Origin of the sequence: Paraburkholderia phymatum STM815 (genome assembly GCF_000020045.1) — a bacterium.
In the GTDB taxonomy this organism is placed as follows: domain Bacteria; phylum Pseudomonadota; class Gammaproteobacteria; order Burkholderiales; family Burkholderiaceae; genus Paraburkholderia; species Paraburkholderia phymatum.
Genome location: NC_010623.1, coordinates 1575692 through 1593043, shown reverse-complemented (window position 1 = coordinate 1593043; position 17352 = coordinate 1575692). Strand labels below are relative to the sequence as shown.

General features: G+C 63.3%; 10 protein-coding genes and 1 pseudogene. 2 read left to right on the top strand and 9 right to left on the bottom strand.

What is annotated here, in order from left to right; all coding sequences use genetic code 11:
• The first annotated feature begins 70 nt into the window (after nt 1–70).
• Nucleotides 71–880 carry a DNA-binding transcriptional regulator gene (locus BPHY_RS22800; protein ID WP_041764564.1) on the top strand — a complete coding sequence of 270 codons (810 nt, stop codon included), beginning with the start codon at nt 71–73 and terminating at the stop codon, nt 878–880.
• Nucleotides 881–1047: 167 nt separating this feature from the next.
• On the opposite strand, the gene BPHY_RS22795 is transcribed toward BPHY_RS22800, so the two are convergent.
• The 7 genes from BPHY_RS22795 to BPHY_RS22765 form a co-directional block, all read right to left on the bottom strand.
• Nucleotides 1048–1926, bottom strand: a complete 879-nt coding sequence (locus BPHY_RS22795; protein WP_012403817.1) for a hypothetical protein — start codon at nt 1924–1926, stop codon at nt 1048–1050.
• Nucleotides 1927–1937: 11 nt separating this feature from the next.
• Nucleotides 1938–2813, bottom strand: coding sequence for a DUF2092 domain-containing protein (locus tag BPHY_RS22790; RefSeq protein ID WP_012403816.1), 876 nt, complete (start codon nt 2811–2813; stop codon nt 1938–1940).
• A gap of 47 nt (nt 2814–2860) precedes the next feature.
• Nucleotides 2861–3160, bottom strand: coding sequence for a hypothetical protein (locus BPHY_RS22785; protein ID WP_012403815.1), 300 nt, complete (start codon nt 3158–3160; stop codon nt 2861–2863).
• 860 nt (nt 3161–4020) lie between these two features.
• A complete protein-coding gene (locus BPHY_RS22780) occupies nt 4021–5181 on the bottom strand; it encodes a hybrid sensor histidine kinase/response regulator (protein WP_012403814.1) in 1161 nt (386 codons plus the stop codon).
• Nucleotides 5182–5183: 2 nt separating this feature from the next.
• The gene (locus tag BPHY_RS22775) at nt 5184–8153 is read right to left on the bottom strand and encodes a PAS domain S-box protein (RefSeq protein ID WP_012403813.1); all 2970 of its coding nucleotides are present in this window, start codon (nt 8151–8153) and stop codon (nt 5184–5186) included.
• 12 nt (nt 8154–8165) lie between these two features.
• On the bottom strand, nt 8166–13172 hold the full coding sequence (locus BPHY_RS22770; protein ID WP_012403812.1) for an AAA family ATPase: 5007 nt from the start codon (nt 13170–13172) through the stop codon (nt 8166–8168).
• Between the two features lie 27 nt (nt 13173–13199).
• Entirely contained in the window at nt 13200–13880 is a 681-nt protein-coding gene (locus BPHY_RS22765; RefSeq protein ID WP_012403811.1) for a response regulator transcription factor, read from the bottom strand.
• A 362-nt stretch (nt 13881–14242) separates the two neighbouring features.
• Between BPHY_RS22765 and BPHY_RS22760 the strand changes: the two genes are divergently transcribed.
• Nucleotides 14243–15628 carry an ATP-binding protein gene (locus tag BPHY_RS22760; protein ID WP_244257704.1) on the top strand — a complete coding sequence of 462 codons (1386 nt, stop codon included), beginning with the start codon at nt 14243–14245 and terminating at the stop codon, nt 15626–15628.
• Between the two features lie 446 nt (nt 15629–16074).
• On the opposite strand, the gene BPHY_RS22755 is transcribed toward BPHY_RS22760, so the two are convergent.
• Together BPHY_RS22755 and BPHY_RS44245 are read right to left on the bottom strand one after the other, a co-directional pair.
• Nucleotides 16075–16518, bottom strand: a complete 444-nt coding sequence (locus BPHY_RS22755; RefSeq protein WP_012403809.1) for a cupin domain-containing protein — start codon at nt 16516–16518, stop codon at nt 16075–16077.
• Nucleotides 16519–16680: 162 nt separating this feature from the next.
• Nucleotides 16681–17191 (bottom strand): annotated as a pseudogene (locus BPHY_RS44245) (hypothetical protein); the annotation flags it as partial.
• Between the last annotated feature and the right edge of the window lie 161 nt (nt 17192–17352).

Here is a 17352-nt window from a genome sequence, read left to right as displayed (position 1 = left end):
AAAACGCCCTCAACAAAATCTCCGAAATGTGCATACAATGCACATTGTTGAATTAAAAAGGTTTTCCGGTGTGACGACCTACACTAACGTGCGCGGACTGGCGCGCGGCCTTCAGGTATTGCGGGCACTGAACGCCGTGGAAGGCGGACGGGCAACGAGTCAGCAGATCGCCGATCTGACCGGCCTGCATCGCACGACGGTGCGACGCTTGCTCGAAACGTTGATGGAGGAAGGGTTCGTGCGCCGCAGTACGTCCGACGACAGCTTCCGTCTGACGCTCGCCGTGCGCACATTGAGCGAAGGCTTCACCGATACGGAGCGGATCGCGACCGTGGCGCCGCCTATCATGGGGCAGCTCCTGCAGCGCGTCGCGTGGCCATCCGATCTGACCACGCCCGACGGCGACGCGATGATCATCCGCGAGACGACGCATCGCTTTAGCCAGTTGTCGTTTCATCGCGCGATGGTCGGGCGGCGATTGCCGATCCTGCTGACGGCAGCGGGCCGCGCCTACTTCGCGATGTGTCCCGACGAGGAGCGCGAGGACATTCTCGAGCTGCTGCGCTCGGGCGCGGGCGGCGAAGAGCAGCAGGCGCTAGCGAAGAACGATGCGCTCGTGCGCAAGCTGATCCGGCGCGTGCGCGAGGATGGTTTCGGATCGAATCACGGCGACTGGACCGCGCAGGCGAAGATCGGTGCGGTGGCCGTCGCGATCAGCGCGGACGATCGCGTGCTCGCGAGCCTCAATGTCGTCTTCCTCTCGCGCGCGGTGGGCCTTGCGGACGCCACGCGGCGCTATGTGCCCGAGTTGCAAAAAGCGGCGAAAGAAATTGCGACAGCATTGAAGCAAGAACCACAACTCTCGCCCATCCATCGGTGAAAGCCAATCCACGGCAACCATCGATGCATTGACGCCAAGACCCGTTCGGTAGCTCCCAGAGTAGAGCCGTCGATTTCCTGGCCAAAGGCACGGTGCCGTTTTGCGTGCGTGCGCCGTCGTTTTCCTGCCGCCCCTGTCGCGTCATTTGCGTCCACGCAACGTTTCCATCAGGGCGCGGGTACCACGCGGTAATAGACGCCGTTCGCCCCGTAGGAAGGCTTGAACCATGTATTACCACACAGGTAGTAAGTGCCACCCTGAACCGTAGGTTTGATACAGCCGGCGGGCAGCGTCGCGTAGATCGCGCCCATCGCGTAGATTGAACTGACGGGGGCAGGCGCCGGCTGTGCGGCCGTCGCTCCCGCGGCGTAGCCGGCGTTATAGGCGTTCGCCGCGGTCGCTTGAGTGTTGGCCGATGCGATCGCTGCGCCCGCCGCTGCACCGGCTGCCGCTCCCGCGGCAGCCGCGCCCGCAGTCGACCAGCCGCCGCAGTTGTAGCATCCGGACCCATAGACGTTCACGGTCGTCGGCGGATGATAAGCGGTGTACGTCGCACCGGAATAGGTGCTGTGATACGCCGTCGTACCCGACGAGCTTGTGTAAGTGGTGTAACCGGATCCGGTAGCGTGGGTCGCCGTTCCGCCATATGCATTGGTCGCGGTCGTGCCCTGGCCATACGTGTGCGTCGCGCTCGCGCCGTACGGATTCGTGTAAGTGGTTTGTCCAGAGCCTGCCTGGTGGGTGGCCGTATCGCCGTAGCGGTTAGTGGCCGTGGTGCCCTGACCATACGTGTGGGTCGCGCTTCCGCCGTAGGGATTGCTGTAGCTGGTCTGCCCGGAACCCTGCGTGTGCGTCGCCGTGTCGCCGTAGCGGTTGGTCGCGGTCGTGCCTTGCCCGTAGGTGTGCGTTTCGCTGCCGCCGTAAGCGTTGGTGCGGGTCGTCGAACCGGAACCCGCCCAGCCGCCCGCATGTTGCCACGCGCAAGCGGAACCGGTGGCGAACGCAAGGACCAACAAAGCGACCAGGTGGATGCCGACTGTCTTCATGATGTGCCTCCTCATTGAGGATGGGCGGCCCTGACCTTCGGCGGAGGTTGCATGCGGGGCGTTGCCGTGATGTCGGGGCGCTCGAACGCGATGTGTGCTGCGCTGGCCGTGTTAGCTGGCATGAAGGTATCGGCAGGAACAGGCGGATCCAGGACCCAGTCCGACAGCGCAAGCACGTGGCGCAGCCGGGCGGGATCGTTCAGATAGACCGCATAGATGCGTCGTGGAAGCTTGTCTTGCGTGCCAATCCAGACCTGAACGAACACATCGCCGCTCACATACGCGACCATATCCGTGGTCGTATCGCCGACCACGCTGGATTGGCCGATATAGAACGCAACCTTCAATCCGTCTGCGACGTCCTTATATGGGTCCGTCACGATCACATCGGTGAACGGGAAGTAGATCGCGCCGATCTCGTAGGCCTTCTGGAGCGCCGCATCGAGTGTAGGCGGTGCATCGGCGACAGCGACCAGGTTCTCCGCCGGGTCGAACGCTGTCATCGTCTTGCCATCGTAATAAAACTCCGAGCGCGGACCATCACCAAGGGTGATTACCCTCAGCCTGTCCGGCCGCTGCATCACGATCTCCGACTTTGTCGAGTAGACGAGTGGAGGCCCGAGGCGACTTGGATTCTCATAGGAGACGATCGCAGTGAACGTCATCGACTTCGCCGCGGCAAGGCGGGCGCTCGCCGCCTTGAGAACGTCGACCGCACGGGGCTCGACGCCCGGCTGATAGTCGAGCACCGTGGACTTCTGCGCGTGGCCGCCAGGCGCTTTCTGGGTCGGCTTCGCAGACGGCGCCTGCTGCGCGCCAACGTTCGCGGCGAGGCACATAGCCAGCGCGAAGACCATCGTGCGCCAAGGAAAACTGGAGGGATGCATCGCAGCCTCACGGTTGTAGCAAGATGATGTCGGCCCGTCCGCAGGCATCATGGAATCATCCCGCATTCGAACATCTTGTTGGCGATCGGCGCTGCGATCCGGTTGATAAACTCGGCGCGCATCTGCGGATCACTGCGCATCGCCTGGATCACCTTTTGCTCGCCCGGCGATGGCGGGACGCCCTTCTTGGCCGCGCGTTCCTGGAACAACTGTTCACAACTCGATTGCTGGTACTTCTGCACCAGCCGGTTCGCGACGTTGTCGAGCATAGGGTATTGCTGTGCATGCGCGACGTTCGCGAACAGCAGCGCGGGCACTGTCGCAAACCACATGAGGTGCTTGTTCATGGCTTGTCCTCCTGGTCAAGGAGCATCCGGGCACGGGAATAGCATCGGTGCTTGCATGACGGTCAGCTGGTCAGGTCCCAGCCAGTGTTGGCGTAGCTACCGAGGTTTCACATATTTCGAAACAGAAGTGGAAACGGTTTCGCACTCCTCCATGATGGGTTGGGATTTGCTGCAGTGGGGATAGTCTCCCAGAAAGCCCGAGTACTTTGATTTCGTCGGCGCATGATTACTTGCGCACCTGCAACCAGCCTCACTGCGGCCCGCAATCGGAGAGGCACCAATCGTCATACGCATGCTGTTTGCTGTGACTTGAACCACAATCGACCAATCGCTTTCGTGTGCAATCGGGCAGCCGCAAGAATTGCCGCTTCGGACTTTCGTTGCTGCGCAAGTTATTCCGAAAGGTTAGGACACGAGTCATTGAGTAGCAAATCTGAATATCGCTCGTCACAGCGGGAAAGAGTCACCGTCAAGCATGTTTTATGGCTCTCTTCTTACATGCAATCGATGCTCTCCCTGCCGCGTGCGGCAGCACGCGACGGAGATGTGTGACAACGCATTGATTTCCGAAACTGAATCACCGCGGTGGGTCTGGGTGACGCCGCCAGCAGGTTTGCATGAGTCTCCGAACGCGCCGACGGCTATATCGCGCAGGACAACCCGGTGAGGGTCCTCGACCCAAAAAGTACTCCGGGCTTGCAACGCTATTCGCCGTTAATTACTCATCGCTGTGCAATCGACGAGAGCGTTGCGCGAGTGGCAACACACGCCCCATCGCCGACATTCGACGAGGCTCGCTTCTACGTCAGCAATGTATCGGTTTGTTCTGCAATGGCGCTCTTGAACCGCGCGGCTCCCCACTAGCTGACCCGGAGGATCGTCATGGTGGCAGCAAGGCCTGGCTCGTTGTCAGTAAACTCCAGAAAACCGTGGTGCAGCGTCGCCACCGCTTTGACGAGTGCGAGCCCGAGTCCGACGCCAGGGGTTCCCCGGCTCCGGTCGCCGCGATAGAACCGCTCTGTCACCTTGGACCGTTCGGTGAAGGGGATACCGGGTCCGTCATCCGACACCGTGACGTCGATACGATCCTTACGCTCACACAGCGACACCTCGACCTCGCCGTTGTCTTGCGCGTACTTCAGCGCGTTGTCGATCAGATTACCGATCGCCTGCGCAAGCAGCAACGGGTCGACTTCGGCCAGTACCTCCCTTTCCGAACATAGCAACAGCGTCAGCGAAATGCCGCGTAACTCCGCGACGGGCTGATAGAACTCGACGGCGTCCGACAGGATAGTCACGACGTCGCTTCTGACAAAACCCGAGCGCCGCACGCCCGCATCGATCTCGGCGAGACGCAGCAGCGCATTGAAAATGCCGATCACGCGGTCCACGTCGGCCATCGCCACTTCGAGCTGGCCCAGCGTCTCTTCGTCGCCCTTCTTGCGCAAGCCGAGCAGCAGCACCTCGAGTCTCGATCGCAGCTCCGTGAGCGGCGTCCGGAGATCGTGCGCGATGGCGTTTGACACGTTGCGCACCCCGTTCAGCACTTCGATCAGCGCATCCTGCGCCTGAATGCGCGTCTTGATCTCCTCTTCCAGCCGGGCATTCTGTTCCTGCTGCAACCTTTGCAACGCACGCAGCTTGAGATGCGTCTGCACGCGCACAGCGACTTCTTCCATTTGCAGCGGCTTGGTCACGAAATCCATCGCGCCGACGCGGAAGCCCATGATCTTGTCCTCTGTCTGCGTTAGCGAGGTCATGAAGATCACGGGAATATCCCGCGTGACGGGATTGTCCTTGAGCGCGCGACACGTCTGAAAACCGTCGAGACCTGGCATCATCACGTCGAGCAGGATCAGGTCGGGCTTGACCAGTTCGGCGCGGCGCAGCGCTTCGTGGCCGTCGCGCGCGACGGCCACGCGCAGCCCTTCGGCTTCGAGCGTATCGACGACGAGCCCCAGATTCGCCGCCGTGTCGTCGACCACAAGCACGACGGGCGCGTCTTTATTGTGCTCTCGCATCGTCATGTCCCTTCGCTGTTCAGGTGATGTTCGATCAACGAAAGCAGAGCCTGTGATTCGTAGGTCATGGCGAGTTGCCGCAAACGCGCGGCGAACGGTTCGTACTTTTCATGCAAGGTTGCAAGACGGTCGGCGTGCCGGTTGATGTCGCGCATTGAGCCGAGCAGCGCATAGCGGTGCAGCGCCGTCATATCCTCGCGCGGCGGCACGATCATCGGCCGGTCTGCTTCGCACGATGGGTCGGCTGCCTGCTGTGTGTCCATGCCGAGCAGCATGGCGATCGAGCGCAACAGGCGGTCGAGATCGAGCGGCTTTTCGAGGAACACGTTTGCGCCGGCCTCGATGTTCGCGCGCGCGTTCTGTTGCGAGGCGTCGGCGGATACGACGATGACAGGTGTCGCCGCCAGCGCTTGCGAACGGCGCAGATGCTGCAGCGTTTCTATGCCGCCCATCAAGGGCATCACCGTGTCGAGAACGATCAGCTCGGGCGCGCACGCGGCAGCCTTGTCGAGCGCATCGCGCCCGTCGCCGCTTTCGATCACATGAAAGCCCGCCCGTCCCAGCACTTCCGCCAGCAGCGCACGGTTCGCGGGGACATCGTCGACCACCAGAATGACCCGGCGCGCCCCGTCAAGGCTGCCCGCCTGAAGACGCGGCGCGCATTCGCCCAGTCCCGCCGTCGACGCGGGCGCGTCCAGTTCGAAACCGAACACGCTGCCCTCGCCCGCCGAACTCGTGACTTCGATCTCGCCTCCCATCATGCGGACGAGTTGCCGGCTGATGGCGAGACCCAGCCCCGCGCCGCCGCTGCGCCGCGTGTGATCGCCCGCCTGTTCAAACGGCTGAAAGATCGCTTCCAGCCGGTCGGCGCTCACGCCGATGCCGGTATCGCGCACCTCGAAGCGCACGCGCCCCGCCGCGCCTCGGCTGACAGACAGCGTGACCTCGCCGCGGTCTGTGAACTTGACGGCATTCGCGAGCAGATTGAGCAGCACCTGTCGTAGCCGGCGCTCATCGACGCGGACCACGGCAGGCAGATCCGGCGCAGCCACATAGTTCAGCACGAGGCGCTTTTGCTGGGCGCGCACCGCGACGATTTCCGCGATCGTCTCGAGAAAGCCGCGCAGCGACACTTCGCCGACCTGCAGTTCCAGTTTGCCCGCGCCGAGACGCGCGAAGTCGAGAATATCGTTGATCAGCGTCAGCAGATGCTGCCCGCTCTGCTCGATCACGCCGACGCTCGCCAGCTGGCGCGCATCGAGCCGCGCGTCGCGCTGTAGCATCTGCGCATAGCCGAGAATGCCGTTGAGCGGCGTGCGCAGCTCATGGCTGATGTTCGCGAGGAACTGGTCCTTCGCGCGGTTGGCCGCTTCCGCCGCCTCTTTCGCAACGCGCACGGTATCTTCCAACGCCTTGCGTGCGGAGATGTCCTGAATGATGACGATGACGTGGCTCGTCTGTCCTGACGCGTCGTGCTGAAGCGCCACCGACAACGTCACCCACACCCGCGAGCCGTCGACCCTGACGAGCGGAACTTCCTCCGAATAATGTTCGAGCTTGCCCTCCGTCAGCAGACGGAACCGGTCAATGCTCGCCGCGATGAAATCATGATGAATCAGCTCGTGCAGCCGCCGCTGTTGCAATGCGCCTCGCGGCCAGCCGACGATCTCGCCCGACCGATGATTCACACGCAGAAAGCAGCCATCGAGATCGCAATGCGCGACGCCGACCGCGGCGTTTTCGAAGGTGCCGCGAAAGCGCTCTTCGCTCGCGCGCAGCGCCTGCTCGGTCACTTTCAACTGCGTGATGTCGACCAGACTGCCGACGAAGCGCACCGGCTTGCCCGTCGCGTCGCGGCGCGCGGTGCCACGCACCAGCACCCAGCGGTCCGTGCCGTCGCGATGCCGCAGCCGGTTCTCCAGCTCGAACACGCCGTCGCCGCTTTCGAGAAACGATGCGACCGCACGATCGGTGCTGTCGCGATGATCGGGATGCAGCACGCTCATATACGCTTCGTAATCGAGCCGCGCATGCGGCGTGTCGAAGCCAAGCCACTCGTAGATGTTCGAGTAGCGCGCGAAGCCGCGCTTGTAATCGCCCTCGGGCATGTCGATTTCCCACACGCCGACATTCGAGCCGTACATCGCCATTTCGAGCCGCGCATTGGTCTCGCGGAGAATTTCCGCTTCCTGCGCCCGGCGCTTTTGCGTCACGTCGCGAAATACGATCACGATGCCCTGGCGCGCGCCGCGTTCGTCCGTCATGGGCGTGCCCGTGCATTCGACGGGAAGGTCGCTGCCATCGCGCACGCGCAGAATGGCGCGCGCGGGCAGCCCGCCGTCGCTCGCGGATTGCATCACGGCCGCCGTCGGGTCGTCGATCAGCACGCGCGTATGCTCGTCGTGCAGACGGAAAACCTCACGCAGCCGCCGTCCCGTCGCTTCGCTGCGCGACCAGCCTGTCAGCGCCTCGCCGGCGGGATTGACGAAGGTGACAAAGCCGTCGGCGTCCGTCGACAGCACGCCATCGCCGATGCTCGACAGCGTGATCGCATAGCGCTGCTCGCTCTCGCGCAGACGTCGCTCCGCGCCGTGCTTGTAGAGCGCCATTTCGACGACAGTGCGCAACTGCGTGTCGTCGAACGGCTTGAGCACGTAACCATACGGTTCGGCAGCCGTCGCGCGGCGGATCGTTTCTTCATCCGCATAGGCGGTCAGGAACACGACGGGGATGTCGCGCGCTTGGCGGATGCGCCGCGCCGTGTCGATGCCGTCCAGCTCGCCTTCGAGCCGCACGTCCATCAGCACCAGATCCGGCTTGCCGTCCGCTGGCAGCGTATCGACCAGCGCGAGCGCTTCCTCGCCGCTGCCCGCGCTGCCGATCACGACATAACCCGCGCGTGCCATCTGTTGCGCGATATCGCGTGCAACGATGCGGTCATCCTCGACGATCAAGATTTGCGCGCTGGTCATGGCGTGTGGCCGTCAACGTTCGGCTGCATTGAAGTGAATGGTGAAACTCGTGCCGGGCTGCCGGCCGGTGTGCACGCGGCCGCGCAATTGCTGCACGAGGTCGTGAACGAGGCGCAAGCCGAGCGTCTCGTCGCGTTCGAGAGAAAAACCGGGCGCGAGGCCGACGCCGTCGTCGGCGACGATCAGTGCGCAGCATCCGTCGTCGAGCGCCTTGAGTTCGACCTTGAGCACGCCGCCGCGCTGATCCGGGAACGCGTGCTTGAGCGCATTCGACACCAGTTCGTTGATAACCAGACCGCACGACACCGCGCGGTTCATGTCGAGCTGAATGTCGTCGACGTCGATCTGCAAGTCCACGCCGAGCCGCCCCATGTCGTAGGCGCGCGCAAGATGGCCGCACAAGGTCTTTACGTGCGTGGTCATCGCAATGCGCGCGAAGTTGCCGGCGCGGTAGAGATTCTCGTGCACCATCGCCATCGAGCGCACGCGGTTGCGGCTGTCGGCGAACAGTTCGGCAACGGCCTTGTCCGTCACGCGCTCCGCTTGCAGATTCAGCAGGCTGCTGATCAGTTGCAGATTGTTCTTCACGCGGTGATGCACTTCATGCAGCAGCGCATCTTTTTCGGCGAGCAAGGCCTGCTTCTCTTCGAGCGACGCATTTTCCAGCGACACCGCCGCTTGCGACGCCAGCAGCCTGAGCACGGCGAGCCGCGCCGGTGTGAAGACGCCGGGCGCAAGTTCATTTTCCAGGTACAGCACGCCGATCAGCTTCGACTGCTTGACGAGCGGCAGTGACAGCACCGAGCGCGAACCATTGGCGGGGAAATACTCGTCGTTCGCATACACTTCGTCGGACGACGCATCGTCGATCAGCACGGGACACCGCGTGCGGATACTTTCGTGCAACACAGCGCGCGACAGATCGTGTGCACTCACCGGCCTGCTGTCGATGCGCACTTGCGTACCGTCGCGCGCCGCCGCCGCCATCGCCTCGATCCACAGCGCATCGGCGCGCGGCAGCACGAGCAACGCCCGCCGCGCGCCCGCATGCTCGAGCATGATGGTCATGAGCGTGCGCATCAGGCGCTCGGGAATCAGTTCGCCCGAGATCGCCTGCGACGCTTTCAACACCGTCTCGACGTCGATATGTTCGGCGACGACGCCAGGCGTCGGCGCCTGCTCCACGGGTTCGCGCAGCAACTCCGCGTAACGCCCGTCGAGCGACTCCACGCGCGCAATCGCGCCCCACCGCAGCCACGCGCTGCGCGCGTTGCGAACATACGCAGCCGCCGTCGTCGCAAACCCGCGTGCCAGATAGAACTTCGCGGCAATCTCATGCGCAAGCGCTTCGTCGTGCGGAAAAGCATGTTTGTGCGCGAGACGGATCGCTTCCTCGTAGCAATTCATCGCTTCGAATTCGCGCCCGGTGATGCGTGCGACTTCGCCGCTCATCAGCGCCGCGCGGCTGCTGAAGTTGCTCGGGCAGTGCTGCGCCCACATCGCAAGCTGCCGTTGATGCGCGGCGAGCCTGTCAAGGTTCTCCCCTTTGGCGGCTTCCGGCGCACCGTCATGCCAGCTTGCGCGCGCGAGCCCTGCAAAGAACTGGTATTCGGCGATTTCGAAGTGCCCAGCCGACGTCCAGAGCAACGGCGACGCCTTGCCTTCCGCATGCATGGCGGTTGCGATATCGCCAGCCAGATAGCGTGCCTGCAGCTTGCGGATCCAGTACCAGCAGGCCGCGATCGCGAGACCCGGATCGCCGTCGAGACGCTGCTCGAACACGGCATCGTCGAATGGGCCGGGAAGTGTGTCGTTCGCATCGAGGTTGCCGCGCAACGAGCGAATTAGCGAAAGCTGCGCCGTGATGATGTCGACGATCAGGCCGAACTTCGCGGCCTGGACGATCTGCAGACGGCGCTGCGCCTCCTGCTCGACCTCCGCGAGCGGCTCGCCTGCGGCGATCAGCGTCGTGACCGTGCAGCAACTGCTAAAGCCGATGTAGGTCAGATCGCCGCCTTCGCTCGCGACTTCGAATGCGCGGCGCAGCAAGGGCAAGCCGGTACGGATCGGGCGCGTCCATGGCGTGACGTGATACGCGAAGCACATGTAGACGCGTGCCTTGAAGCGGTCCAGCCCGCGCCTGTCGACGAGCGCGAGGCCGAGCTGGCCGAAGCGGTAGCCCGCGTCATAGTCGTCGAACAGCGGACCGGCAACCATGCCGAGATACGCATAACCGAGCGCCGACGCATCGCTGTTGCCGTACCGCAGACTCAGGTTCGCCATCCGGCACAACACGAGGCACACGAGGTTTTCGTCGCTGAAGAACGCAGGCGGCAGCACGGCCGTCAATACGTTCATCGTCGCGGCAAGGTCGGCGTCCGATAGCAAGGGCAGATCGACCAGCGTTTCAATCGGCGCGCCGCCGATGCCCTGCAGCAGCGTGTCGTATTCCTCGCGCGCCGCGTCGCGGCCCGGATGCGGATTCCAGTTGATGCCGACATGTCGCAGATAGTCGAGACAGGTCTGCACCGCCAGGTTCATCTGATCGAGCGCCGTGTACAGCGTGACGCGCAGAAACGTGACGGCCGCACGGTCGGCCAGCGTGCGCGTGCGCCCATCGAGCATCGAGAGCCGTCGCTTGCTGCTTCCCGTATCGCCCGTCAGAAACTCGCATTCGGCGCGCTGGCTTTCCAGCTGGAATTTGCGCGCATAGTCCGTGTCCCAGCCGCTCTCGCCAAGCAGTTCGCTGCCCGTCGTGAGATACGCGAGCGCCGAGCCATACGCCGACGACGCGCGTGCGCGCTGCCCCGCCTCCAGGTTGAAATCGACCACGCGCGCGCGTTCGCCGTGATCGTCGAGCAGATCGATCACGCGGTTGTACTGGTTGACGATCTCGAAGATGTTGCGCGCTTCGTCCGTCGCCGGCTGCGCCGCGAGAATCCGGCCGATCCGCAGATGCGCCTGCGCACGTTGCAGCGGCGCGATCAGTTCATACGTCGCCTCGTGCACGCGGTCGTGCACGAACGCATAGCCTTCGCGGCTGCGATACAGCAGCCCGGCCTCGACGCCATCGGCGAGCGTCGCGGCCACGTCCGCCTCGTCCATGCCGCTGATGCGCGACAGCAGCGGCGACGTCGCGCGGCCGCCCAGACACGCAAACTGCTCGAGCAACGCCTGCGTGCCGCGCGGCAACCGTTCGATCTTGCCGACCATCAGATCGACGATGCTGTCCGCGAAACGCGCTTCGTGCAGCCGCTCGTTGTCCCACGTCCAGATGCGACGTTCCAGGTCGAACGCGAGCAACCGTTCGTCGGCGAGAAATTGCAGGAACTGCACGACGTAGAACGGATTGCCGCCCGTCCGTTCGAACACCAGACGGCTCAAGCCCTCCAGTTCGGGCTGCGTCGTCTTGAGGGTGTCGCCGATCAGATGCGAGACGTCGTCGAGTTGCAACGGCGCCAGCATGATTTCCTCGACGCGCGTGCCTGTCTGCCGGATCACATCCGTCGTGCGTCTGAGCGGATGCGTGACGCCCACTTCGTTGTCGCGATACGCGCCGACCACGAGCACGTTGCGCACGCTCGACCCGCACAGCTGTTCGAGCAGGCTGAACGTGCCCGCGTCGCTCCATTGCAGGTCGTCGAGAAACAGCACGAGCGGCTGCCCGTCGCCCGCGAACGCAGCGATGAAGCGCGCAAAGACGGTGAGAAAGCGCGTGCGCGCTTCCTGCGGCGCGAGTTCGGGAACAGGCGGCTGCGGCCCGACGATCGCCTCCAGTTCGGGAATCAGGCTGACGATCAGCTGGCCGTTCGCGCCCAGCGCATCGTACAGGCGCAGGCGCAGGTCCGCGTGCAGATCCGCGTTTGTGAGCGTGCCGTCGTCGATCAACTGGCGGATCAGTGTCTGGAACGCCTGCGCGAGCGTCGCGTAGGGAATGTCGCGCTTATAGCGCTCGAACTTGCCCGACGCGAACCGTCCCCGCGACGCAGCAGGCCTCATACGCAGCCCGCTCACGAGCGTCGATTTGCCGATGCCCGAATAGCCCGACACCAGCGCCACGCCCGTCTCGCCGCTCTGCACGACACGCTCCAGCGCGGCTTCGAGCGTGTGCTGCTGCTTCTCGCGTCCATAGAGGCGAAACGGCCGCTGCAGCTGATCGGGCGCATCGGCGGCACCCGGCGCAAACGGCTCGATGTTGCCCGCGTTGCGCCATGCGTCGAGACAGCGCCGCAGATCGTGTTCGAGTCCTGCTGCCGTCTGATAGCGCTGCGTGGCGTCTTTCGACAGCAGGCGCTCAACGATAGCGGCCAGTTGCGCGGGCACGCCGTCCATGCATTCGGCCACCGGAACGGGCACTTGCGCCGTATGACAATGCAGCCATTCCGCGGGCGAAGCCGCCCGATACGGCAACTGCCCCGTCAGCATTTCGTACAGCACGACGCCGAGCGAGTACAGATCGGCACGCGAGTCGGACCAGCGGTTCATCAGCCCGGTGCGTTCGGGCGACAGATAGGGGAGCGCTTCGACGGCGATCGCGGGCGGGCCGTCGCGCGGACGCTCGCGCGGCGCGCTTGAGACGAGGCCGAGACCCGTGAGCGCGACGGCATGCGTCGCATCGTCGACAAGAATGTTACCTGGCCTGATGTCGTTGTGCGTGACGCCGCGGCTGTGCAGCGAGTGCAGCGCCGACGCGAGATTGACGGACAAGATCAGAAACCGGCCGACGGGCAGCGGCCCCGCTTGCGCGATGCTCAGCGATTTGCCGCCCGGATCATCGAGCACGAGCGTCGCGTTGCGCTCGTCGCGCAGCAGCGCGTGAGGCCGCGCGACATGCGCGCCGTCGAGCATGCCGCGAAGCTGATACGCGTGTTCCAGACGCTCGTGGCTTTCCGGCTGCGGCTGCGATGCCGACAACGTGACCGTCAGCCAGCTGCCTGACGCCACCTGGCTCGTCAGGCGCGACAGCACGAACTGACCATCGTCGCTCAATGTCGTTCTGTCGTAGCCTGTCAGCATCATGGTTCGTTTCTCGCGAGACGCCCTGGGTCAGGCAGCGGCAGTGAGCATGTAGCCCGCGTTGCGGATGGTCCGCAGCAGCGAGCGCTCGAAGCCAATGTCGATCTTCTGGCGCAGCTTGCTCACGTGCACGTCGATGACGTTCGTTTGCGGATCGAAATTGTATTCCCAGATGTTTTCGAGCAGCATCGTGCGCGTGACGACCTGCTCCGCGTGGCGCATCAGATATTCGAGCAGCTTGAATTCGCGCGGCTTGAGCACGATTGCTTTGCCCGCGCGCATCACCTTGCGCGACAGCAGGTCGATGCAGAGATCGGCGACCTTGAGCGTCGTCTCGAAGTTGTTGTCCTGTGAACGCCGCGCGAGCGCCTCCAGCCGCGCGACGACTTCGCCGAACGAAAACGGCTTGACGACATAATCGTCGCCGCCGGCCTTAAGCCCGCGAATGCGTTCGTCGACTTCGTCGAGCGCGCTGAGGATCAGCACGGGCACCTTGTTGCCTGACGCGCGCAGCGCCGCCACGATGCTGAGTCCGTCGATACCGCCGGGCAGCATGCGGTCGAGCACGATCGCGTCGTAGGTTTCACCGATCGCGAGCGCCATGCCGTCGCGGCCATTGTCGGCCCAATCGACGACGTGACCGGTTTCGAGCAGGCCTTTCTTCAGAAAGCCCGCTACCTGCTGATTGTCTTCGACCAGGAGAATTTTCATTTCTAGACTCGCGGCCCGTCAGTCACGCGCCGTGTGCGCCCTGACAAGATGGCCGCTGACGTGTGCAGGTCGGGCGAAATTGTGCACCGTCGCGCTGACCTTTCATTATCGCCTCGACGGAACAGATGCAGCGGCAACCCCGCATTAAATTTTCTTAATCAAGGCGCGCGTCGCTGCGTGCCGCCCTTTGCCAGCGGGACTCGGCGGCATCCGGTCGCGCAGATTAACGAACGTTAACGGAATCTCAACCCTCCGCATAACCGCCGCTTCATAAGATGACAGTGTGAAATTCACACGCGCCGATCTGCGCGGGCACGTGGGACCCATTCACTCTCTGTCAGATGATGCCTATGAACCCGGTCATGGAACAGCCAGGTACGCTGCCGTATCGAAGCACCCCCGAGCCTTCCGTCGTCGCGCTGGGGGAATTCGAACTGGACCTCGGCAAGCGTGCGCTGTGCAAGGCGGGGCACGAAGTGCCTCTAGGCTCGCGTGCGTTCGACATTCTATCGGCGATCGTGCTTGCAGCCGGGCGCATCGTGTCCAAGGACGAACTCATGGAGACCGTATGGCCGGGCCTGTTTGTCGAAGAAAGCAACATCCATGTGCATCTGAGCGCGGTCCGTAAAGCGCTCGGCGACCATCGCCAACTGATCGACACCGTACCGGGGCGAGGCTATCGCTTCAAGGCGTTCGACGGCGTGGCAGCGGAGCCCGGATGCGACGCACCGGCTGAACTGCATGCGCCGCTCTCCCGCAACGCGGAGGCAATGGCCGCGTCGAGGCATCCATTGCCGGGCAGAAGAAGGCTGCTCGGTCGCGACGCGGCGCTCGACGAAATCGAGGGCCGCTTTGCGCTCAGCCGCGTAGTCACGCTGACGGGACCGGGCGGCGTCGGCAAGACGAGCCTCGCCATTGAACATGCGCACCGCACGGCCGCCGCCGGCGCGTCAGATGTCGTATTCATCGATCTCGAGGAAGCGGGATCGCTGGCGGCCGTCTCGCAGATCGGGGCAGCGCCCTCGCCGCCCGCCGGCACACTGCTCGTACTGGACAATGCAGAGCATATGATCGACGAGGTGGCTGACCTGGTGGAACGGCTCATCGGCAAATGGCATGGCTTGCGCGTGCTGCTGACGAGCCGCGAGCGCCTTCGCATCGCGCCCGAGACCGTGTTCCGCGTGGAACCGCTCGCGCTACCGGCAGACGAGCCGTGCCGCGACAGGCCGATCCAGTCGCCTGCCGTCGGGTTGTTCCTGGAGCGCGCGAGCCGATGTGGCGTGCGTGTCCGCGACGAGCATGAGCTCAGGCTCGTCGCTGAAATCTGTCGCCGTCTCGACGGGCTTCCTCTCGCGATCGAGCTCGCCGCCGGGCGTGCGGCCGTGTTCGGTCTCGAAGGGGTGCGCCAGCGTCTCGAGGAACGCTTTCTGCTTCTCGCAGATGGTTATCGCACGGCGCAGCCGCGACACCGAACATTGCGCGCCGCATTTGACTGGAGTTTCCTGCGGCTCACGCACAGCGAACAGGCGGTCTTTCTTCGCATCGCACGGTTTAACCATGCGTTCACGCTGGATTCCGTGTACTCCGTCGTTTGCGACGACACTGTCGACCGCACGACCGCGCTCGACTGCATCGCGCAACTGGTCGAAAAGTCGATCCTCGACGTGAGCTTCGTCGGTGTCACGGCGAGCTACCGTCTCTCAGAATCGGCTCGCACGTACGCGCTTGCGCTTGGATCGGGTTGGTGAGCCGACATTTTTTGCGGTCGCATCGGTGCGAATGGCAAGAGAGCAATTCAAAGATGCGTTAGTGGAGAATGTTGGGGAGGAGGCAGTTGATGGGATGCCTTCGTCACAACGCATCTCGCCGGGACACGTTCCGGCCGCGCGTGACGGAGCGTGAACCGTCCTGGCGTGCTTTTCGGCTCGATGACATGCGCGAAGAATGTGCCTCCGCTTTGGCTGGCAGAGGCGACTGGTGGAGGATGCGGCCGGAGACAACATAGACGCCCGCTTTCAATGATGCAACAGGCGCGCACGCAAACGGCAAAACGATGCGAGGTGACCTCGCCGACCGAATGACGGCTTGCGGAGTGGCGCGGTCACGCGAATGTCCGATCAACGCCTCGGACGAGGGTCGCTTCTTGGCCGACTTCTCCCCAGGCGGCCCGCCCGGAGCCGACTCGCCGCAGCCGTCACGCGCCGAGGCACGCGCCATACCGAGTTCCGATCTCGATCAGCTTTGAGACGTCGGGCGGCATCGCGGTAACTTCGTTATCGATCGCTGTGAACAGGTTCGCCGCCTGGCTGGTGTGGCTGGTAATCGACAGCATATCGACACCGTCGGGGCCGCAGCGGAAGCTGTGAATCGTGCCGGCCGGGACGTGAATGAACGACCCGGCGGTCGCGATGGAGGTGGTGCCGTCGTAAGTGATTTCGACGCTGCCTTTGATCACGTAGAAAGATTCGTCCCAGTCATGGGTGTGGGGTGGCGGGCCACTGCCTTCCGGGCCGTGCTGCAGGAAGACCTCGTAGCCTTGCGTAGCCGCATGGCTGGCGAGGACCGTGATTTTTTCGCCGACGACATTCAGCGCACGCGGGTAGGTTTCTGGCGTCACGAACAAGGTCCGGGGTTTCATGTCGGTCTCCGCGATGGTCCATCAAAACTGTGGGGCTCGCGGCCAGCCGCGAGGCTAAGGAGGGCTGCGCGCAGCAGTCACCGAAAATTGGCGACCATTCTGCCGATGCCGGGGTTAAGGTGTATCCAATACCAAGTGTAGTAGATCGGCATCTTGATGATGCATACCTCTTCGTAACGATCCTTTTGTGCCATAGTCCTGCACCACACAGACAAACACGGCAATGAGGATCATCAGTATCCATGCGCCCAGTGGCATGTGATTGATTCGCGCTGCCTCCGAATAGTCCTGCGAGTTCAGCACATCATTCACCCCTGCTACGACGAGTGCACCGATTGGCGTTGGCTTGTCTTGTGCAACCTGCGTGGCGAGCCCCCACAGTTGCGCCTGCAGGTTCGTCGCATCCCGTCCGATACGTAGCACGTTCCTGCCTGTCGCGAGTCAGGTAGTCGGCCAGGCGCAACTTCGTATAACGGATCAAACCATCCTTTCACTTCGCACTCAGGGCAGGGGCGGCGAGATCAGCGCGCGCGAATTCCGTTCCGATCGCATTGGACTCGCCTTCCTCAAGATTTTTACGCTGGTCATAACGTCCGACCGCCATCGAAAGGCTGAACCCGACAAGCAACGCGAGCGGCGTCAGCGTCGCCGTCTGTACGAGGTTGAAATCCTTATCCTAGCGCCTCGCTGACAAGAACTAGTCGGGACTGGTGTTCGCAACCAGTCCAGATTCGAACAGATGCGACGCGCAAAACAATCAATTCGTGCCGTAAGCGACATTAATTGATGAACTTCACAAAAAATATCGTCGGGGTCTTTCAGCAAACTGGGGAG